Genomic DNA, 19854 nt, shown 5'->3' with positions numbered 1-19854 from the left:
TGTCGTTGTTGTTTTCGGCGCAACTGCGGACCATCTGCGCGCCCATGTTCTCGAACTTGTCTTCAAGCTCGATTTCCTTGGCGACGGTGACGCCGTCCTTGGTGATGCGCGGTGCGCCGAACGACTTGTCGATGACGACGTTGCGGCCCTTGGGGCCGAGCGTGACCTTCACTGCGTCGGCGAGGATGTTGACGCCGCGCAGCATGCGCTCACGGGCATCGCGAGAAAATTTTACGTCTTTGGCAGCCATTTTTAGCTCCTGGCAGGGGCTTGAATTGAGCCCTAGGATTTAAGTGATGGTGTGGCCGATATTCAGCCGATGATGCCCATGATGTCGGATTCCTTCATGATCAGAAGGTCTTCGCCATTGAGCTTGACTTCGGTGCCCGACCACTTGCCGAACAGGATGCGGTCGCCGGCCTTGACGTCCAGCGGGACGAGCTTGCCGGCTTCGTCGCGGGCGCCGGAACCAACGGCGATGATCTCGCCTTCCTGCGGCTTTTCCTTCGCCGTGTCGGGGATGATGATCCCGCCGGCAGTCTTGGATTCGGATTCAACCCGGCGTACGACCACGCGGTCATGAAGCGGGCGGAACTTCGACTTTGCCATTTTTTATTCCTCGATGAGAATGGTGAGAACAGTTCCTCCGTCCGGCGGCGCCGGACCTACGCTTAGCACTCACCAATGGCGAGTGCTAACGTGGCGGTGAGATAAGCCGGTGGCAGGCGAGAGTCAAGGCGCTGAGTGAGGGTACCACCGCGCGAATTATTCCCATCCCGCAACGCGATTATGGAAAATCTCAGTTGACACCTGAGATCTGGTCGAAATCTTACTAACAGTTGGAACGGAATCAGTGTCCGAGGCGCAAGCCGATCTCCCGAGTTTCAAAATCAAGCAGCAGGCTGTTCTTCTCGAAATATCGGATGCCGACAATGTTGTGCTCGAGCCCAGGAACGATCTCTACCTCAGGATTGTATGTGGTCGTGAAGTTCCAATCCTCCTGGCCGTCAGTTTTTACCAAGACCTTCGTGCCGGTCTTCAATGACGTGCGAGGCTTGGAGGCGTCGGTTACGACCATAATCGTTGAGTTGCCTGTGTCGTAGAGCGTTGGCCGGCAAATCGGTTCAGATCCCCATGAGAAACAGGAGTCGAGAGTGGGAAAATTGTATCGCCAACTGGCCTGTTTCCACCTTTGCACCCTGAAGTCTTTTTTAACATCTTCCGGCACGCCGATGTGGAGCGCCTCCACTTGCGGACAGTTGCCGTCCTCGTTCGTGCAGACCTTCCATTTGGTGCCGATCGGAGAGAGATAATAGCCCCTGTGCAGGCCGGGCCCAACGCTCACGTGCGCCATCGGGGACTTGATCATCTGGTCTGGTCCGCCTCCGCCAACAGGAGAGATACCGAAAATGCCCTTGGGCCAAAGCGGGCCGCCAACGATTTCTCCGGTACTGCGCCTGACTGTTTTGTAACGGATGAGGAATGGGATTGAGGTCTCGGTGGAGACCGGAGAGTCCGGCGAACCAAAAGTCACGCGAGCGTAGGCAACGTTGCCGTACTCATCGTAGGTTCCATAGTTCATAACTGCTTCTTTGGTGGTGACCGTTATCCCGTCTATCTCCTGATCCTGCGTAATCTTTATTCCTGTGTCTGAACAGGTCTCGGCGGGCAGCACCGATTTGCAATCGATCGTCACTCCGCTCGATCCGGTATCGAGCAGCAACGGTTGGTTGACCGTGCGATTGCCCAAAGAAAGAATTTTCACATAGAGCATGCGAATGTTCTTTGGCTTTCCCGGGTACTCCAATTTGATTAAGGGCACCTTAGTTGGAAGCCCTTCGGCGTCGACTGAGGCGGGTAAAAAGCACGACTGGACTGCAAAAATTAGCAGTAATGTCACCAAAAAATTCTTCATTACCCCGCCCGTGTTACTGGCCAGCGCAGTTCAAACAATCCAGAATGCGCGGACACGATGATCTTTGCAATAGGATCGCCTCACACGATGAAGCTAAATTCAAGATCTTCGGGTCGTGCGAATGTGTCTATGCTCTTCTCCTCAGCGCCCCCTGCGAACCAAGCACCAAAGTGAGCATCCCGCGCCAGCGGATGGGAACCGCTCGCGCGACGCGCACTTCGTCGAAACTGAGCATGCCAAGTGTCGCGAAGCAATAAGTCGTTCGAAGGCTCATCCGCCGAATTGGATAATGCCCTGCTTTGAACAGATACTTGACTAAGTCAAATAAATGATTGATCTTGCGCCGGCAGGAGGATGCCATGACTATTCATCATCAACCCGGCAAGGAGCGGATCGATGCGGTGCGGGGCTTCAACCGCTTCTACACCCGCCAGATCGGCCTGCTCGACGAAGGGCTGCTGAAAAGCGTCTTCTCGCTGACCGAGGCTCGGGTGCTCTATGAACTGGCGCATCGCGATGGCCTGACCGCCACCGATCTTGCGCGCGATCTCGGTCTAGACCCCGGCTATCTCAGCCGGTTGCTGAAAAAGTTCGAGGAGCGCGGCCTGGTCGAGCGCGTGGCGACGCAAGCCGATGCTCGGCGCTCGTCGATTACGCTGACGCCGGCGGGAAGAGCGGCGTTCGCGCCGCTGAACCAGGGTTCGCACGATCAGGTCGCGGCCCTGCTCGACCGGCTTTCCGCACCGGAACAGGACAGGCTGGTCAGGGCGATGCAGACGGTGCAGCGCCTGCTGGGCGAGAGTGCAGAGCCCAAGGTCCCTTACATGCTGCGGCCTTTGCAGGTCGGCGACATCGGCTGGATCATCCATCGCCAGGGCCTGCTCTACGCGCAGGAATATGGCTGGGACGAAACTTATGAGGCGCTGGTTGCCGAAATCCTCGGCGCTTTCGTCAAATCCTACGATCCGAAATGGGAACGCAGCTGGATCGCCGAGCGGGAAGGGGAAGTCGTCGGCTCGGTCTTTCTCGTGCGCCAGTCGGACGCGGTGGCGAAGCTGCGCCTGCTGTATGTCGAACCCTCGGCGCGCGGTCTCGGCATCGGCAGGCGACTGGTCGAGGAATGCATCGGCTTTGCCCGCACGAAGGGCTACAAGACGGTGACGCTGTGGACCAACGATGTGCTCACCTCAGCGCGCCGCATCTACGAGGCGGCCGGGTTCAAGCTGGCCAATCAGGAACACCACCACGCCTTCGGCAAGGATCTGGTCGGCCAGAACTGGAACCTGGAGCTGTAGCAGCGCTTCCTGCGCTTCGGCGTCGGGCCTGCGGCCGGCCGCATCTCATGCCTTGACCGGTATCCAGATTTCCAGCCCGCCATTGCCGCTGCGCGGATCGAATTCGGGGCCGTAGCGCTCGAATTCGGGCGCATCGGCGACCTCGTGCCCGGAGGCCGGCAGCCATTTGTTCCAGATCGTGTTCACCGTACGGCGGATGGTCGAGATGTGGTCACGATGGGCGAAGACGGCGTATTTCTGCGATGGTACGCGCACGCGCGAAAACTCCCTCGGCAAGTCCGAAAAATCGGACACCTCGACGCCGGCGATATAGTCGAAATTGCCCGCATCGTCGCCGTTGACGCAGACGCCATAGGCGACGTCGCCGACCTCGCCCGGAATATTGCCGATATAGGGGCCGAACCGCTGCCATTGCATCGGGATGCCGGCGCTGGTTTCGCAGCTGTAGCGTTCCCCAAGACCGGCGATGAGAAACGGCCGGCTGGTTTCGTAGCGCGGCGGCTCGAGATTGGTGAGGAAGGACTGGTCCATCAGGATCGGCTCCACGAGATCGAGATTGTCGAGCGAGCCTTGCGCGCGCACCAGTTCCGGCGTGGTGCCGAACTGGTCGCGGAAGGCGCGGGTGAAGGCCTCATGCGAGGCGTAGCCGGCGTCGAGCGCGACCGAGAGGATGTCGGGTGCGCCGGCGGCGAGTTTGCGCGCCGCCTCGGTAAGCCGGCGACAACGCAAATAGCCCATCACCGAACGGCCGGTCGCCGCACCGAAAGCCCGCGTCACGTGAAAACGCGACACGCCGCTGCTCTTGGCGACATCGTCGAGCGAGATGGCTTCCGGCAAATGGCTTTCCACGAACCACAGCGCTTTTTCGGTCGGGTTCATATCGCTCCTCGCATTGGCAGTCCTGGCATCCGACATGCGCTCATTGGCACGGCCTCGCAGTTGGCACGAGGATGGTGCCGTCTCGTGGCATCGCCAGTTTGATCGAAATTGCGCCCCGCGCAAATTCCTGCTCGCCCTAACACGGCTCTTGACGTGACGCGCATACGGTATGTCAATGCGCTCGTCAGGGAGGGCATCCCAGTGGCGATCGCGACTTCCGATCAGATCTTTCGATTTGGCGGATTCACTCTGGATCTGGCCAGGGGGACACTGCGCGGCCCCGATGAGCCGCTATTCCTTCGTCCCAAAGCCTATACCCTGCTGACACATCTCGCCCGCAACATGGGCCGCATCGTGCCGAAATCAGAGCTGATGGAAGTTGCTTGGCCCGGCATTTTCGTCACCGAGGATTCGCTGACGCAATCGATCCGCGAGATCCGCAAGGCGATCGGCGAGGATATGGTTCGCACCGTCTCCAAACGCGGCTACATGCTGGCGGCCGAAGCCGAGCAATCGCCAGAGATCGGCGCTCAACCGATTGTGGCGGTGCTGCGCTTCCGCAATGAGAGCGGCGATCCGGCGGACGAGGCGATTGTCGATGGCTTCGCCGAGGATATCATCAACGGGCTGGCACGCTTCGGAACGGTTACCGTCCTGGCGCGCAATTCGAGCTTTTCCTTCGCCTCTTTCGCGCGCACCGAGTGGCCGCAGATTCGTTCGCGCATCGGCGCGGACTTCCTCGTCGAAGGCTCGGTGCGCCGTCAGGGCGAACAGGTGGTGGCGGCCGTAAATCTGGTCGATACCGCGAGCGCCAGCCAGCTCTGGGGCGACCGCTACCAGTCGCGCGGTACGGGCCTGTTCGCGATCGAGCGGGAGATCGTCGAGCAGATCGTCAGCCGGCTGGTCACGCGGGTCACCAATGCCGGCCTGGAGCAGGCTTCGCGCAAGCCTATCACCAGCCTCGCCGCCTATGAGCTGGCGCTGCGTGGCTTCGCGCTCTTGCGCGATCCTGCCCAGACCGACCAGCGAGGCGCCGAGGCGTTGTTCGAGGCAGCCATCGCCAAGGATCCGACCTATGGTCTGGCGTACACCTACCTCGCTTTGGCTCGCGCCTTGGATGGAGAATTCGGGCGTGCCAGCGACGCGGTGCTGGAAAACGCCCGCGACCTTGCCGACAAGGGTCTGTCGCTCTCGCCGGATCAAGCGACCGGCCATCGGGTGCAGTCGCTGGTACGGCTCTATATGCGCGAACATGAGGCGGCGGAACACCACATGCGCATCGCGCTGCAGCTCAACCCTTATGACGCCGACAGCATCGAGCAGATGGGCATGCTCTTGACCATGCGTGGGCGCCCGCTCGACGCGCTGACCTGGCTGGCACGCGCCATCCGCGTCGACCCCTTGCATCCGCACTGGTACCAGTTCGACCGCGCTCTGGCGCTCTACATGGTGGGAGAGTATCGACCGGCCGCCGAGGCGTTGGAACTGGCCACGCGCCCGGCGCCATGGATCCGCACGAGGCTGGCCGCCTGCTACGCCCAGCTTGGCGATATGGAGCAGGCGAGGCGGCAGATCACCCTCATTGACGAGGGCGATCCGTTTTCGCCGGTCGACTATGCGCTGCGCGGCGTCCCGTTCGAGAACCAGGCAGACGCCGATCATCTCGCCGAAGGCGTCATGCTTGCCCTCGGGCGGCAGGCTGCGCCTGGGACCGGTCAATCGACGACAACGACGATATAGCGACCCTGATAGGCCCGATGGTAGGTGCCGCCACAACGCCAGACGGCGAAGCCGTTGACCTTGGTGCGGACGCAGAGGGCCGGCAAGGCTGGAACCCAGACCGTGGTGTGCGGAGCACGCGCCAGGTGGTGCGCCGCTGGACCCCCGCGGCGCTGCGCGGCGTCCAAGGCTGGCCAACACGGGCCTCAGCCTGGCTGACCAGCGACAGCGCCGGCACGGTGCTGCCGATGATCTCTATGGTCGCGAAGCCGATTGCGGCCGCCGTGGCGATCACTCCGATTTTCTTGGCGGATTTCGTAGGCATGTTCTCTCTCCCTGATGTTTGATGCAAGTCTAACGGGATGGCGCGGCCAGCCGGGCAGCGCCCGCCAGTGCCGCGAGGTGGGCAACCACGAACAGAAAATGTGCCGCGGTCGTCGCGTAACCAACGATGAGCACGTCGGCGGCGATGAAGACTGCCAGAACAGAAGGTTTGCGGTTCCGAGCAGTGCATGGACGGCCGCCAGGAAGGCGTGCCAGTTCACGGAATAGGCGATGCGCCACATGGTCAGCCCGATGATGAGGGCAAGCCCGTGCGCCTCGATGAAGCCGATACCGGCGCCCGGCGCGTCGGCGAGCAAGGCGGCCTCGGCGCCGCGTCCGAAGAAGGAGCCGGCAATGTCGGTGGCGAGCCCGCCGGCCGATGCAATGATCAGGAAGCCGGCGTTGACGCGGATGAGAAGATTTCCCAAAGCGGGAGTCATGTTCGTTCCTTTCGGTTTTGAAATGTTGCAGGCCGGCTGCTGCCACGGTGGTTCCTTCGCCGTGACCTTTGCCGGGATGCTGGCCGCGTCAGGCGGCCAGCGGCTGCGGTTCGGCGATCACCTCGATGGGCTCGGCTGCCGGGATGGCTTCCGCCGGTGCCTTGATGCCGAACCACGCGACATAGAGGGTCGGCAGGAAGATCAGCGTCAGCACCGTCGCCACCAGCAGGCCACCCATCACCGCATAGGCCATCGGACCCCAGAACACCGTCGGCGCGATCGGGATCATGCCGAGGATGGCCGCCGCCGCCGTCAGCAGGATCGGCCGCAGCCGATGCGCGGTGGCGCTGATCACCGCCGCCCACGGCTCCTCGCCGGAGGCGATGTGCTGGTCGACCTGCGTGATCAGGATGACCGAGTTGCGGATGACCATGCCGATCAGCGACATCACGCCGAGAATGGCGACGAAGCCCATCGGTGCGCCTGACAAGAGCAGCGCACCGGCGACGCCAATCAGCGCCAGCGGAGCGGTGAGCAGCACCAGCACCAGGCGCTGGAAGCTCATCAGCTGGATCATCAGCACGGTGGTCATGATGAACAGCATCAGCGGGAAGACGACGAAGATGCTCGCTTGCGCTTTGGCGCTGTCCTCCATGACGCCGCCCTGTTCGACGCTGTAGCGGGCGGGCAGTTCCGCCTTGAAGGCAGCGATCGCGCTGTCAAGCTTGTGCACCACGGAGGCGGGATCGGCGCCCGGCACGACGTCGGCCTGCACGGTCACTGTCGGCGCCTCGGTCTGGTAGGAGAACGAGGCGACCTGGTCGAGCGGCACGCGGCGTCCGCCCGACGCGCTGACCGTCAGCGTGCGCAGCGTGTCGATGTCGGCGCGTTCCGACTGCACGGCACGGGCCACGATGTCGACCAGATAGGTATCGTCGCGCATCTGCGTGATCTTCGACCCCGACAGGATCGAATTAATCGTGTCGGCAAGCTGCTGCGAGGAGATGCCCAGCGCGCGCGCCCTGTCCTGGTCGACCTCGACCTTGATGACCTTGGCAGGCTCGTTCCAGTCGTAGTTGATATTGCGCACGGAACCATTGCTGCCCAGGACCTGTGCGAACTGCTGTGCCAGGCTGCGCGTCTTGTCCGGATTCGGCCCGCTGACGCGGAACTTCAACGGCCAGCCGACTGGCGGTCCGAGTTCGAGCGGCGTGACACGGGTCATGACGTTGTCGAAGCCGCTGGAGAGCGACTTTTCCAGCCGATCGATCACGGCCTGGCGCACGGCGTGGCCCTTGGTCACGACCACCGCCTGGGCGAAGAAGTCGTTGGCGAGCTGCGCATCGAGCGGCAGGTAAAAGCGGACCGCGCCCTGGCCGACATAGAAGCTCCAGTGCTCGATGTCGGGATCGGCGGCGAGCAGCTTCTCGACGCGGCTCACGACCTCGTCGGTCGCCCTGATCGACGCCGTCTGCGGCAAGGTGAGATCGACCATGATTTCGGGCCGGTCGGATTTCGGGAAGAACTCCTGACCGACAAAGCCCATGGCCACGACCGAGAGCGCGAACAGCCCGGCGGTCGCCGACAGCACCAGCCACTTCGCCCGCATTGCCGTTTCGAGCAGCGCCCGGAAGCCGCGCGCCAGGCGCGAGGGCTCGTGGCTGCCATGGCCCTTGATGCGCTCAGGCAGCAGGACGACGCCGGTCAGCGGAGTGAACAGCACCGCGACGACCCAGGAAACGACCAGCGCTATGCCAACGACCGCGAACAGCGAGAAGCAGTATTCGCCGGCGCCGCTCTTGGCGAAGCCAACCGGCACGAAGCCGGCAATCGTCACCAGCGTGCCGGTCAGCATCGGGAAAGCGGTCGAGGTGTAGGCATAGGTGGCGGCCGAGATCCGGTCGTAGCCTTCCTCCATTTTGGAAATCATCATCTCGACCGCTATCATGGCGTCGTCGACCAGAAGGCCGAGAGCGATGATCAGCGCGCCGAGCGAGATGCGCTGCAGCGAGATGCCGAAATACTCCATGGTGACGAAGGTGATCGCCAGCACCAGTGGGATGGCGACGGCCACCACGATGCCCGGACGCCAGCCGAGCGCCAGGAAGCTGACGCCGAGCACGATGGCGATGGCTTCGCCGAGGCTCTTGGTGAACTCGCCGACGGATTCTTCGACCACATGCGACTGGTCGGCGACCAGGCCGAGCTCGACGCCGACAGGCAGTTCGGCCGCCATCTCGTGCACCTTCTCCTTGACGTTCTCGCCGAGCGCCAGCGCATCGCCACCTGATGTCATTGAGATGGCGATGCCGAGAGCCGGTTTGCCGTTAAAGCGGAACATCGGCTGTGGCGGGTCGGAATAGGCGCGCTTGACCTCGGCAATATCACCCAGGCTGAAATAGTGGCCGTTGGCATAGAAGTTGATCGCCCTCAGGCTCTCCTCGGAGGTGAAGCTGCCCGAGACCCGGATGGCGATGCGCTCGGGGCCGGCATCGACCGTGCCGCTCGGGGTCAGCGCGTTCTGCGCCTGCAGCGCCTGCGACAGCGTGCCGACGTCGAGCCCGAGTGCGGCGACCTTCTGCGTCGAGAATTCGAGATAGATCTTCTCGTCCTGCTGGCCGATCAGGTCGACCTTGGCGACGTCGGGCACCGTCAGCAGCCCGGCGCGCAGGCTGCTGGCCAGGTCCTTCAGCTCACGATGGCTGATGCCATCTGAGGTGAGCGCGTAGATCAGCGAATAGGTGTCGCCGAACTCATCATTGTAGAAGGGACCCTGGACGCCGGAAGGCATCGTCGACTTGATATCGTCGAGCTTCTTGCGCACCTGGTACCAGAGCGGCTGCACCTGGTCGGCCGCCACCGTGTCCTTCAGGTTGACGAAGACCACGGATTCGCCGGGCTTGGTGTAGCTCTTGACGTAGTCGAGATTACGAAGCTCCTCGAGCTTCTTCTCGATGCGATCGGTGATCTGTTCGACCGTGTCGCTGGTCGTGGCGCCCGGCCATAAAGTCTTGACCACCATGGTCTTGATGGTGAAGGGCGGGTCCTCTTCGCGGCCGAGGCGCGTATAGGCGAACATACCGGCGAGCGCGGCCGCGATCATCAGGTAGATGACGAAGCTCTTGTGGCGCAGCGCCCATTCGGAAAGGTTGAAGCTGGTCATGATGCAACTCCTTGATGGCGCGCGCCGTCTGGCGCGCGGCCGGCCGACGCCGGCTACGTTGTGCTGTTGAAGGTCTGTCGGTGCTGCGCCCGCGACCGGCGGGCGCAGCAACTGTCAGGCCAGGCTGTGCATGGTGCCTGCAACCCGGTAGGGCGCGCGCTCGGCCAGCCTTGGCCGGAGCGAGAGTGCCGCGAGATAGCGCTGGAACGCTGCTGCCTCCTGCACGGGCGAGGCCAGCGCGACATGGCCGTCCGGCCGCACCAGATAGGCACCGTCGCGATGCAGGCCCGCGGCCTTGGCCATGTCGGACCAGGCGAAGCTGTGGATCGCGATGCCGGTCGGGGCCAGCATCGCCCGGAACTCGGCATTCGCCTCGCCATAGACATGCACCTGCCAGTCCAGCGAGCGCAGCGGCTCGAAATTGTTGCCGCTGGCGGTGAGGACATAGGGCAGGCGGTCACCGCCGCTGATTTTCCCGGCCGTGCCGGAACTGATCGGTCCGGAACGGTAGTGGATCGCGGCCTGCGATATCAGGCCGAAGAAGGCGCGCGAGCCGAACGACGTGTGCAACAGAACGTTCAGGATCTTTGGCATCAGATAGCGGCGAAACAGGCCTACCAAGCGCGATCGGCTGGTGATGAAGCGGAACGCCGTGTCGGTGCTCTCGATCAACTTCCGGGCAAAGGCGATGCGTTCCGGCTCGTAGCTGTCGAGCAGGCGCTGATCGGCACGGCCTTGAACCACGGCAGCGAGCTTCCAGCCCAGGTTGACCGCATCGCCCATGCCGGTGTTCATGCCCTGGCCGCCGGCCGGGCTGTGGATGTGGCCGGCATCGCCGCAGAGGAACACGCGGCCGACGCGGAAGCGTTCGGCAACGCGATGGTGGACGCGGTAGGTTGAGAACCAGTTGACTTCGTTGACCTTGATGCCGGTGTCGCGCTCGACATCGGCGCGAATTGCCTCGAAGGTGATCGTCTCGTTGGCTTCATGCGCCTTCGGCACGATGCCGATCAGACGCAGTGAACCGGATTGCCTGACCGGCATGGCGATCGCGAAACCGTAAGCGCTGACCGTGGTGTCCATGCCGTTGCGGGTGACCGCGCCGCTGCCCGTCACGTCGGCGACGTAGAAGGCCTGTTCGTAGGTGCCACCGGGGAAGCCGATATTTAGCCCATGCCGCACGGCGCTGCGGGCGCCGTCGCAACCGACGAGATAGGCGGCACAGACTGTCTCGGTCACACCGCCATTGCGCAATGTAGCGACAACCGAACTGGTCCTGTCCTCGAAGGCGACTAGCTCGGTGTTGCGCTCGACCCGAACCCCGGTGCGCTCGAGATGCGTGATCAGGATGCGCTCGTGAATGTCTTGCGGCAGCGCGAATGCGAAGGAGTACGGGCTGATGCCGCGGCCGAAGTCGGAGAGCGGCAGCTTTGCGGCAATGCCGGCCGGCGTGCGCACAGTGAGTTGCTCCAGCCGCACGCCGGCGACAAGCACGTCCTCGACGATGCCGATCTGGCGGTGGAACTCGAGCGTGCGGGCCTGGACGGCGAGCGCGCGCGATGTCTCGCCCGGACCTGCGGCCTTGTCGAAGATGCGGACCGGCACGCCGAGACGGGTGAGCCAGAGGGCAAGCGTCAGCCCGGTTGGTCCGGCGCCGGCGATCAGGATTTTCGTTTGTGACGGGCTCATCTGTCTTCTCCTGCGGCGATGCGAACCTTTTCGTGTTCGCGCAGCCGGTTGATGCCGGCGGTTATGACAACGTCACCTTCGGCCAGGCCGCCGCTGACGACGACGCGCTCGGTCTCGTAACGGTCAATGACGACGGGCTTCAGCTCGACGGCGGACGAAGCGCTCACGACCCACACGGCCGGCTTGCCGTCCTTGTCGAACAGCGCACTTCCCGGCAGCACCACGACAGGCGCGCTGGATTCGTTAACACGGCCCGCGACGCTGCTGCCAAAGCGCATTTCATCCGGGGCGTTGCGCAGCGAAACCTTCACTTGGAAGGTGCGGGTGGCGGCATCGGCCACCGGCGATACCTCGCGGATGAAGCCGGATGTCGAGATCGTCGGGTTGCTCAGCAGCGAGACCATGATCTGCGGCCGATGCCCGGCCCTGCGGCCATTCGAGAAAGCTGCCTCGGCGATCGAGAAGACGGCGTCGCGGGCTTGCGGATCGGCGATACGCACGACCATCTGCCCGACATTGACGAGCTGGCCTTCCTCAGCGCCGGTCGCCGTCACCACGCCGTCGAAATCCGCGTGCAGTTCGGTATAGGCGAGCTGATCCCTGGCCATCTCCAAGCCAATCTTTGCCGAGTCCAGCTTGGCTTGCGCCGAGCGGAGGTTCTTCAACGTCGCATCATAGCTGGCGCGCGTCGTGAAGCCTTGGCAAGCAGCGCTCCGAGGCGGGCTTCGGCGGCACGCGCCTCGACCAGCACGGCCTGCGCCGCCGCGACATCGGCCTCGGCACTGCGCAAGCGGTTGCGATAATCCTGGTCCTCGATGCGGGCGAGCACTTCGCCTTTCCTGACCATCTGGCCTACTGCTGCCATGCGCTGCACGAGCTTGCCGGACAAGCGGAAGCCGAGATCGCTTTCGCGCTGCGGGCGGATCTCGCCGATGGCGAGGCGGCTATCCGCCTGCGGCGCCGGCTTCACCGTCACGGCCTTGACCAGCTTCGCTTCCGGCACATCCGGCTTTGCGCTCGCGGCCTCGCCCTTGGCAGCGTACCAGGTGACGGCGGCGGCGCAGGCGAGCGCTGCGATCGATACGCCGACGAGGCCACGTTTCAACCTGCTGTTGGATGCGGCAGTCATGTTGTCTCCTATCCATGTTGCGGCCGGCGCGCGCCGGAACGGGCGCGACAGCCGGCAATGATCCTTGACTGGAGACGGGGCCGGGCGCCTTGGCGCGAAAACATAGGTCAATTGGCCCGTTCACCAGCACGCTTTCATTCGGCTTTTCGGGCGCTGAAATCCCGATCGGATTCTGAAAATTTTCCGATGTTTTGGCGACCGGCCTCTTCCATGCTGGCCGATTCGTCATCGGTTTCGTCGGGCTGATGATCCCGCACTTATCCAGCCCCTGGCCGGCCCGCTGCATCAGCGCCTGATTGCAAGCTGCGCCCTCTTGGGACCGGTGCTGTTGCTGGCAAGTGACCTTCTGGCGCGTACGCTGCTGCCGCCGCAGGAACTGCCCGATCGGCATCATCACCAGCTCGACCGGCGACGCCGACTGGTTCTCCTCGGCCGAGATCTGGATCGAGCTTGGCCTCGCCATTTCAGGTTTCTGGGTGTTCACCATTCATGTGCTGAGCGCCGAAAACCCGTTCATCGACCCAAAGATCTTCCTGGACCGCAATTTTGCGACGGGACTGGTCTTCATTTTCATCATCGGGGTCATCCTTCTGGCCAGCCTGGCGCTGCTGCCGCCGATGCTGTCGACGATCTTCGGCTACCCGACCATCACCACCGGCGTGGTGATGGCGCCGCGCGGCGTTGGCACGATGATCTCGATGCTCGTCGTCGGGCGCATCATGCACAGGATCGATGCGAGGCTGCTGGTGATGATCGGACTGGGGCTTACGGCGCAGTCGCTCTACACGATGTCGGGCTTCTCGCCGCAGATGGACAACTGGCTTACCCTGACCTCGGGCGTCATTCAGGGCCTCGGGCTGGGCCTGGTCTTCGTGCCGCTCTCCACCATTGCCTTTGCCACGCTCGATGTGCGCTTCCGCACCGACGCCACGGCGCTGTTTTCCCTGGTGCGCAACATCGGCTCGTCGATCGGCATCTCGATCGTTTCGGTCATGCTGGTGCGCAACACGCAGATCAACCATGCCGAGCTCTCGGCCCACATCAATCCGTTCAACCCCAACCTTTGGGCGGCCTCGCCGGCGGCGGCGGGCGGCGATCCGGCGGCGCTGTCGCAGATCGACGGGCTGGTCAACCAGCAGTCGCTGATGATCTCCTACATCAACGACTTCCAGCTGATGATGGTGGTGACGCTGGTTGCTTTCCCGCTGGTCTTCCTGCTGCGCAAGCCGCAGAAGGCTTCAGCGGCTGCACCGGCCGCGCATATCGACTAACATCTGGGGATCGGCGCGACCTGGTCGGCCGCGCCTCCTACTTGCCCAGTACAAGGCTCCAGTAGCGCCGCGAGCTGTCGCGGCCGTCCCGCATATAGGCCAGACCGAAGCGGGTGAAGCGCGGGTCCAGCATGTTGCGGCGGTGGCCGGCCGAATGCATCCAGATGTCGAACAGCTTCTGCTGATCGAAACGGCCCTCGGCGATGTTTTCGGCGGCAGCACCGGCAATGCCGTTGCCCTTGACGCGCGAGGCAAATCCCTTGCCCCAGCCGGTGGTGTGGCTCATCCGGCCGCCGCGCGCCATATAGCCGGACTGCTGCAGGGCTGCCTGTTCGAGCTGAGGGTCGGGGACAAGCGGTTCGAGACCGGCTGAGGCGCGGATGCCCGCCAGCGTGCCGACGGCGGAAGGCGGAGACCCCGGCGCCTTCGCCGGTGGGCAGCACGGTGGCGCAGGCGGCAAGCCCGGCCAGTGCGGCAAGGCCAGCAGCACTAAATAGCATTCGCCTGTTAAAGTTTGATCGGGCATGGGAATTTTCGATTTTGGCAACGGTCATGCCCGACTGACATAGCGGTGATCATGGCTTTTGCCGGGCAGGCGCTCAAAAGTCTCGCTCACTGCGCCCTTAGCCGTTCGCGAACCCCGCTGATCGCACGCTACGGCGCGATATTCTCCAAGATAGTCACCCAACCGCATTGTTCTCGGCAAGAGCACTCCTGCCGCAGACCGCTAGCCGGCAGACACTTGGCTGATCCCGGCATCGATCCAGGCACGTGTCTGTTCCAGGACCTCGTCCGAAAGCGCAGGGTCGTCGATCGCCCGGGCGATGATCACTGCTCCTACCATCGCCGCCCAGCTTCCGATCGCTGCGCGGCGTCTGTCTGCCGGGTCCAACTCCGGGAGCGCCTTGCCGATACGGTCGATCTGCGAGCGAAGGCCTTCGGTCATGGTCGAGCGTGCAGTAGGGGTCTGATGGCGGATGTCCGCAGCAAGCCCCGCCGTCGGACAACCACCGGCGGCGTTGTCGCGATGCCGGGGCGAAAGATAGGCGTCGATATAAGCGCGAAGATCGCCCCCTCCGCTTGAGTCCGCGGCGAGGACATGGGCAAGGGTCTGCGCGATCAGGTCGTCCTTCGAGCTGAAATGGCCATAGAAGCCGCCATGGGTGAGCCCGGCGGCTTTCATCACCTCCGCCACGCTGACCGCGTCGAACCCCTTGTCGCGAAACAGCCGGCTGGCAACATCCAGAATTCGGCGACGGTTCTCCGCCATCTGTTCTCGACTGACCTTCATTTCAAAATTCTCCGCCGGCCCCGTTGACATTTACATGATGGGTATCATATTTAGCAGCAATCATGATGATCGTCATGAATATAGAGTCCATCAGAGAAAAGAGCAACGCCATGACCACCATTCCGTCAGTCCTCGTAACCGGCGCCTCCACCGGCATCGGAGCCGCCTATGCCGAGCGCTTTGCGCGCCGCGGGCACGACCTCGTGCTGGTTGCCCGTGACATGGCACGAATGGAGGCTCTGGCGGTCCGTCTGCGTCAGGAAAATGGCGTGGCGATCGACATCGTCCAGGCTGATCTTACGCAGCCTGCCGAGCTTGCAACGGTAGAGACGAGGCTGCGCGATGACGCCAGCATCGGGATCCTCGTCAACAACGCCGGAACGGCCATCGGCGGAAGCTTTATCGAGCAGAGCACCGATGACGTCGCGCGGCTGGTGGCGCTCAACACGACCGCGCTTCTGCGGCTAGCCAGCGCCATCGCCCCGCGTCTTGCGGCGGCCGGCGAAGGGGCGATCGTCAACATCGGCTCTGTGGTCGGCCTGGCGCCGGAGTTCGGCATGACGGTCTACGGCGCAACCAAGGCCTTCGTGCTGTTTCTGTCGCAGGGACTCAGCCTCGAGCTCGCGCCGAAGGGTGTCTACGTCCAGGCCGTGCTTCCCGCCACGACGCGAACGGAGATTTGGGAACATGTCGGCGCCGACGTCAACACGCTTTCCAATGTGATGGAGGTGGACGATCTGGTGGATGCGGCGCTGGTCGGCTTCGACCGCCGCGAACTGGTGACCATCCCGCCGCTACCCGATGCCGGGCAGTGGGACGCGCTTCAGGCCGCACGCCAGGCCATGCTTCCGAACTATCGCAACGAACATCCCGCCGAGCGGTACCGCACGGTCGCCTGAGCACCGACGAAGCCATTTCGATAAACGACCTCGCCGCGGCGGGGACAAACAAAGGTGACCTATGACGAGCACAACGCTGTTTGAGCCCTATACTCTCGGCTCGCTCACCCTCTCCAATCGTATCGTCATGGCGCCCCTGACGCGCAATCGCGCTGGCCCGGGCTTCGTTCCAGGCGATCTCGCCGCGCAGTATTACGGCCAGCGCGCGTCGGCCGGCCTGCTGATTTCCGAGGCCACGCAGATCTCGCAGCAGGGACAGGGTTATCAGGACACGCCCGGCATCTACTCGCAGGCGCAGATCGGCGGCTGGCGCAAGGTCACCGACGCCGTACACGCCAAGGGCGGGCGGATTTTCCTGCAGCTCTGGCATGTCGGTCGCGTCTCGCACGTCGATCTGCAGGAGAACGGCGCCGCGCCGGTGGCGCCCTCGGCGATCCGGGCCGCGACCAAGACGTTCGTCAGCAACGGCTTTGTCGACGTTTCAGAGCCCCGCGCGCTGGAGCTCGACGAGCTTGCGGGGATCGTCAGCGATTTCCGGCAAGCAGCCGCGAACGCCATTGCCGCCGGTTTCGATGGCGTCGAGATTCATGGCGCCAACGGCTATCTGCTCGACCAGTTCGCCAAGGAAAGCGCTAATGTCCGCACCGATGCTTATGGCGGATCGGTCGAGAACCGAGCCCGGCTGATGCTGGAGGTTGTGACTGCGGTGGTCGAGGAGATCGGCGCTGAGCGCACCGGCATCCGGATTTCGCCCATCTCGCCCGCCAACGGCGTCTCGAGCAGCGCCCCCCAGGCGCAGTTTGACTATATCGTCGATCAACTCGACGCTTTGGGCATCGTCTACATCCATGTCGTCGAGGGCGCCACGGGCGGATCGCGCGATGTCGCGCCGTTCGACTTCGGGTCGCTGCGCCGGCGCTTCAACAACACCTATATCGCCAATAACGGCTATGACCTCGAGCTCGCCGCGTCGCGGCTCGCCGACGGCAAGGCGGATCTGTTCGCCTTCGGGCGACCGTTCATCGCCAATCCCGATCTTGTGGAACGGCTGCAGACGCGCGCGCCGCTGGCCACGTTCGATCAGGCGACGCTCTATGGCGGCGGCTCCGCTGGCTATACCGACTATCCCGCGATCGCCGCTTCAAGCCGGCCATGAGCCATCGGCGCGCCGCGCCCGCGCGGCGACCATCCCACGTCGACAGCAGCACCTCGTCCTCTCGTGCCTAGTGTAGCAGGCGTCAGCTTTTCCCCACTGCTTATTCCGCCGCCACGAGCCTCGTTTCCGCCGTCGATGAGACCCCGCCGGCCCGATCGTCCTCGGTATCTTCCCACCAGTCGCCCAGGGCGTCGATGAGCGGCACCAGCTTGAGGCCCGCTGCCGTGAGGTCGTAGTCCACGCGTAGCGGATAGCCGGCATGCGCCGTTCGCCGCACAATCCCGGCTTCCTCCAGCTTGCGCAGTTCCAGCGCCAGAATGCGGTGCGACACGGTCGGGTTGTCACGCCTCAGGTCGCTGAAGCGCTTGGTCCCGTCCTTGAGATAGTAGAGCAGCAAGGTGGGCCAGCGACCGCTGAGCACACGCATGGCCTCTTCGATCGGGCAGCTTGAGATGACATCTTTCATGGCGGGTCCCTGGTTACAGAATAGTGCGTAATTTACATGGGACGACCAGCGTTTAGGGTCAAGCTTCGCTGCGCAGCGTGATCCCTAGACATGGAAGAGGACAAAGAGAAATGGAACCTATCCTCCTTTACGGCGTCCCGGCAGGAAGTTCGATGGGGCTCGTCGCTGCTTTTGAACATCTCGGACAGCCCTACCGCCTGTGCCGCGTCGACATGCTCACTGAAATGAAAAACGACGCCTATGCCCGCATCAACGACCGTCAGGAAACGCCGGTGATGATCACCGACGAAGGCAGAGTGCTCACCGAGACCATGGCGATCGCCGCTTGGCTCGAAGCCCGCGACACGCAACGTCGCATCAGCTTCGACCCGCGCTCGCCGGAAGCCGACCGGATGCATCAGCTGATGGCTTTCGTGAATACCGGTTTCACCGCCGCTTTCACCCCGCTCTGGGCTGCATATGAAATGGAATCGGCCGAGCCGGCCCTGCTGGCGACCTTGCGTGACTTTGGCCGCCAGGCCGTTGCCGAACGCCACGACCGGCTTGAGGCGATGATCGGCGATACCGACTTTCTGGTCGGCGACCGCCCGACGCTTGCCGATACCACGTTGATCGGCGTGGCACGTTGGGCGGAGTTCCACCAGGCGGTCGACGGGGCCGCCTATCCCAGGCTGACGGCGCTGCGCCGCCGGATCGAAAGCGATCCGGGCGTGCGATACGCGCAGGCCATCGAGGACGGCGAAAAGCCGGCGGGTTCGGGTGCCTGCCTTGGCCACGTTCCGCTGGCCGAGGTGATTGAACGATTTGGTGTCTAATGCATGTCGCGCAAAAGCATGCCCTCGGGCCTGACCGAGAGTGTGCAGCGGTTTTGCGATAACGACATGCATAAACAACAACCTAAAGCGCGTCGCGTGAGGTCGGTCGAACGCGACGCGCTTTGGCACACGCCAGCGGCGCGGCACGAACACGGCCTGTGCCGCGCGGCGCTTGCTCAACCCACCCGATTCGCGACAAGCACATCGAATTCGGCTATCATGCCGTCGCTCTTGAACTGGCAGCTACGGGCGGCCATCTTGGCGGTGTCCGTCCCCTGAATACGGGAGAATGGTTATGGCCAGCTTTCATGTCATGTCGGACGCGCGTGGAATGCACGTGCAGCCCAAGGTGCGCCGCATCACCACGGCGGACCTGATGGATGTGCTGCGGCTCGGCGTCGAGGACTTTTGGGCAAAGCCATCGCATTACGTCTTCATGTGCCTGATCTATCCGGTGGTCGGATTGATCCTGGCGCAGTGGACGACATCCGGCGCCTACGCCATCCAGCTCCTTTACCCGCTGATGTCCGGCTTCGCCCTGCTTGGACCGTTCGCCGCGATCGGCCTCTACGAGATCAGCCGCCGTCGCGAGCTCGGCATGGACACGTCCTGGTGGCACGCGCTCGAGGTGCGCCACTCGCCGGCGCTGCCGGCGATCGCGGTCATCGGCATCATGCTGGTGGCACTGTTTCTGCTCTGGCTGTTCGCCGCGCAATCGATCTACACCAGCCTGTTCGGCGCTCAGCCGCCGGCCTCGATCGGCGCCTTTGTGCGCGAGGTGCTGACAACGCCCAAAGGCTGGACGTTGATCCTGTTCGGCAATGCGGCTGGCTTCGTCTTCGCCGCGATCGTGCTGGCGACGACGGTCGTCGCTTTCCCGCTGCTGCTCGACCGCGATGTCGGCGCGGTCTCGGCCATCGAGACCTCGGCACGGGCGGTGATGACAAACCCGCTGCAGATGGCGCTGTGGGGCCTGATGGTCGCCGTGCTGCTGGTCATCGGCTCGATCCCGCTGTTTGCCGGGCTCGCCGTCGTCATGCCCGTGCTTGGCCATGCGACGTGGCATCTCTATCGCAGGGTCGTCGAACCGGAGCGGACGCAGCCGGACCGGCGGCCGATGTAGGCGGAAGCGGTTGGTTGCTTCGGACATCGAAGCGTCTCCGGGACGTGAGCAATGGGCGCCTCGTCGGACGCGACGCGCAAGGGCTTGGCGGTTTCAGCCGTTGCGCCAGACGAGATGCCAAACACACGCTGGGCCGCGTTCCTTCGCGCCCCCCTCTGTCCTGCCGGACATCTCCCCCACAAGGAGGGAGATCGGCAGCTTCGCGACCAGTGCGCTTTCATCAGCGCTGGAGATTGGCGAAAGCAGGAGTGACGTCCGATCTCCCCCTCGTGGGCAGGGC

At 63.5% G+C, this 19854-nt stretch carries 17 protein-coding genes and 5 pseudogenes; 8 read left to right on the top strand and 14 right to left on the bottom strand.

Annotated features, from left to right (window positions below):
- The 4 genes and pseudogenes from NMG70_RS33330 to NMG70_RS23530 all read right to left on the bottom strand — a co-directional run.
- A pseudogene (locus tag NMG70_RS33330) lies at positions 1-70 on the bottom strand (TCP-1/cpn60 chaperonin family protein); the annotation flags it as partial.
- A 36-nt stretch (positions 71-106) separates the two neighbouring features.
- Positions 107-205: pseudogene (locus NMG70_RS33325) on the bottom strand (hypothetical protein); the annotation flags it as partial.
- A gap of 107 nt (positions 206-312) precedes the next feature.
- Positions 313-609 (bottom strand): co-chaperone GroES, encoded by a 297-nt coding sequence (gene groES / locus NMG70_RS23535; RefSeq protein WP_006203049.1) that lies wholly within the window; start codon positions 607-609, stop codon positions 313-315.
- A gap of 241 nt (positions 610-850) precedes the next feature.
- Positions 851-1915, bottom strand: coding sequence for a hypothetical protein (locus NMG70_RS23530; protein ID WP_254026737.1), 1065 nt, complete (start codon positions 1913-1915; stop codon positions 851-853).
- Between the two features lie 359 nt (positions 1916-2274).
- Between NMG70_RS23530 and NMG70_RS23525 the strand changes: the two genes are divergently transcribed.
- Complete coding sequence (locus NMG70_RS23525; protein ID WP_254026736.1) at positions 2275-3210, top strand: bifunctional helix-turn-helix transcriptional regulator/GNAT family N-acetyltransferase; 936 nt, start codon at positions 2275-2277, stop codon at positions 3208-3210.
- Positions 3211-3255: 45 nt separating this feature from the next.
- Here NMG70_RS23525 and NMG70_RS23520 read toward each other — a convergent pair whose 3' ends face one another.
- Entirely contained in the window at positions 3256-4089 is an 834-nt protein-coding gene (locus NMG70_RS23520; RefSeq protein ID WP_254026735.1) for an AraC family transcriptional regulator, read from the bottom strand.
- Positions 4090-4242: 153 nt separating this feature from the next.
- Between NMG70_RS23520 and NMG70_RS23515 the strand changes: the two genes are divergently transcribed.
- Positions 4243-5829 carry a winged helix-turn-helix domain-containing tetratricopeptide repeat protein gene (locus NMG70_RS23515; RefSeq protein ID WP_254026734.1) on the top strand — a complete coding sequence of 529 codons (1587 nt, stop codon included), beginning with the start codon at positions 4243-4245 and terminating at the stop codon, positions 5827-5829.
- Positions 5830-6014: 185 nt separating this feature from the next.
- On the opposite strand, the gene NMG70_RS23510 is transcribed toward NMG70_RS23515, so the two are convergent.
- The 6 genes from NMG70_RS23510 to NMG70_RS33320 all read right to left on the bottom strand — a co-directional run bounded on the left by NMG70_RS23510 (position 6015) and on the right by NMG70_RS33320 (position 12810).
- Positions 6015-6572 (bottom strand): hypothetical protein, encoded by a 558-nt coding sequence (locus tag NMG70_RS23510; protein WP_254026733.1) that lies wholly within the window; start codon positions 6570-6572, stop codon positions 6015-6017.
- An 88-nt stretch (positions 6573-6660) separates the two neighbouring features.
- Positions 6661-9735 carry an efflux RND transporter permease subunit gene (locus NMG70_RS23505; RefSeq protein ID WP_301555177.1) on the bottom strand — a complete coding sequence of 1025 codons (3075 nt, stop codon included), beginning with the start codon at positions 9733-9735 and terminating at the stop codon, positions 6661-6663.
- Positions 9736-9849: 114 nt separating this feature from the next.
- A complete protein-coding gene (locus NMG70_RS23500; protein WP_254026732.1) occupies positions 9850-11424 on the bottom strand; it encodes an FAD-dependent monooxygenase in 1575 nt (524 codons plus the stop codon).
- Positions 11421-12089, bottom strand: coding sequence for an efflux RND transporter periplasmic adaptor subunit (locus NMG70_RS23495; RefSeq protein ID WP_254026731.1), 669 nt, complete (start codon positions 12087-12089; stop codon positions 11421-11423). Before NMG70_RS23495 ends, NMG70_RS23500 begins: the two co-directional genes overlap by 4 nt.
- Positions 12086-12553: an efflux RND transporter periplasmic adaptor subunit gene (locus tag NMG70_RS23490; protein ID WP_254026730.1), complete on the bottom strand. Its 468-nt coding sequence runs from the start codon at positions 12551-12553 to the stop codon at positions 12086-12088. Before NMG70_RS23490 ends, NMG70_RS23495 begins: the two co-directional genes overlap by 4 nt.
- 134 nt (positions 12554-12687) lie before the next feature.
- On the bottom strand, positions 12688-12810 hold the full coding sequence (locus tag NMG70_RS33320; RefSeq protein ID WP_436798448.1) for a hypothetical protein: 123 nt from the start codon (positions 12808-12810) through the stop codon (positions 12688-12690).
- Between NMG70_RS33320 and NMG70_RS23485 the strand changes: the two are divergent.
- Positions 12778-12963: pseudogene (locus tag NMG70_RS23485) on the top strand (iron chelate uptake ABC transporter family permease subunit); the annotation flags it as partial. The gene NMG70_RS33320 and the pseudogene NMG70_RS23485 sit on opposite strands and share 33 nt — an antisense overlap.
- Positions 12961-13824 (top strand): annotated as a pseudogene (locus NMG70_RS23480) (MFS transporter); the annotation flags it as partial. The pseudogenes NMG70_RS23485 and NMG70_RS23480, both read left to right, overlap by 3 nt.
- 37 nt (positions 13825-13861) lie before the next feature.
- On the opposite strand, the pseudogene NMG70_RS23475 reads toward NMG70_RS23480, so the two are convergent.
- Both NMG70_RS23475 and NMG70_RS23470 read right to left on the bottom strand, forming a co-directional pair.
- Positions 13862-14378: pseudogene (locus tag NMG70_RS23475) on the bottom strand (CAP domain-containing protein).
- Between the two features lie 173 nt (positions 14379-14551).
- Positions 14552-15115: a TetR/AcrR family transcriptional regulator gene (locus NMG70_RS23470; RefSeq protein WP_254026729.1), complete on the bottom strand. Its 564-nt coding sequence runs from the start codon at positions 15113-15115 to the stop codon at positions 14552-14554.
- Positions 15116-15225: 110 nt separating this feature from the next.
- On the opposite strand from NMG70_RS23470, the gene NMG70_RS23465 reads away from it, so the two are divergent.
- Positions 15226-16014: an SDR family NAD(P)-dependent oxidoreductase gene (locus tag NMG70_RS23465; RefSeq protein ID WP_254026728.1), complete on the top strand. Its 789-nt coding sequence runs from the start codon at positions 15226-15228 to the stop codon at positions 16012-16014.
- Positions 16015-16075: 61 nt separating this feature from the next.
- Entirely contained in the window at positions 16076-17170 is a 1095-nt protein-coding gene (locus NMG70_RS23460; protein ID WP_254026727.1) for an alkene reductase, read from the top strand.
- 100 nt (positions 17171-17270) lie between these two features.
- Here the strand turns inward: NMG70_RS23460 and NMG70_RS23455 are convergent, their stop codons facing one another.
- Positions 17271-17636 carry a winged helix-turn-helix transcriptional regulator gene (locus tag NMG70_RS23455; protein WP_254026726.1) on the bottom strand — a complete coding sequence of 122 codons (366 nt, stop codon included), beginning with the start codon at positions 17634-17636 and terminating at the stop codon, positions 17271-17273.
- 110 nt (positions 17637-17746) lie between these two features.
- On the opposite strand from NMG70_RS23455, the gene NMG70_RS23450 reads away from it, so the two are divergent.
- Both NMG70_RS23450 and NMG70_RS23445 read left to right on the top strand, forming a co-directional pair.
- A complete protein-coding gene (locus tag NMG70_RS23450; protein WP_254026725.1) occupies positions 17747-18451 on the top strand; it encodes a glutathione S-transferase family protein in 705 nt (234 codons plus the stop codon).
- 295 nt (positions 18452-18746) lie between these two features.
- Positions 18747-19574 carry a DUF2189 domain-containing protein gene (locus NMG70_RS23445; RefSeq protein WP_254026724.1) on the top strand — a complete coding sequence of 276 codons (828 nt, stop codon included), beginning with the start codon at positions 18747-18749 and terminating at the stop codon, positions 19572-19574.
- The last annotated feature ends 280 nt before the right edge of the window (positions 19575-19854 follow it).

This window comes from Mesorhizobium ventifaucium (genome assembly GCF_935822925.1).
GTDB lineage: Bacteria > Pseudomonadota > Alphaproteobacteria > Rhizobiales > Rhizobiaceae > Mesorhizobium > Mesorhizobium ventifaucium.
The sequence above is the reverse complement of the archived record's forward strand: the minus strand, read 5'-3'. Positions and strand labels throughout refer to the sequence as shown.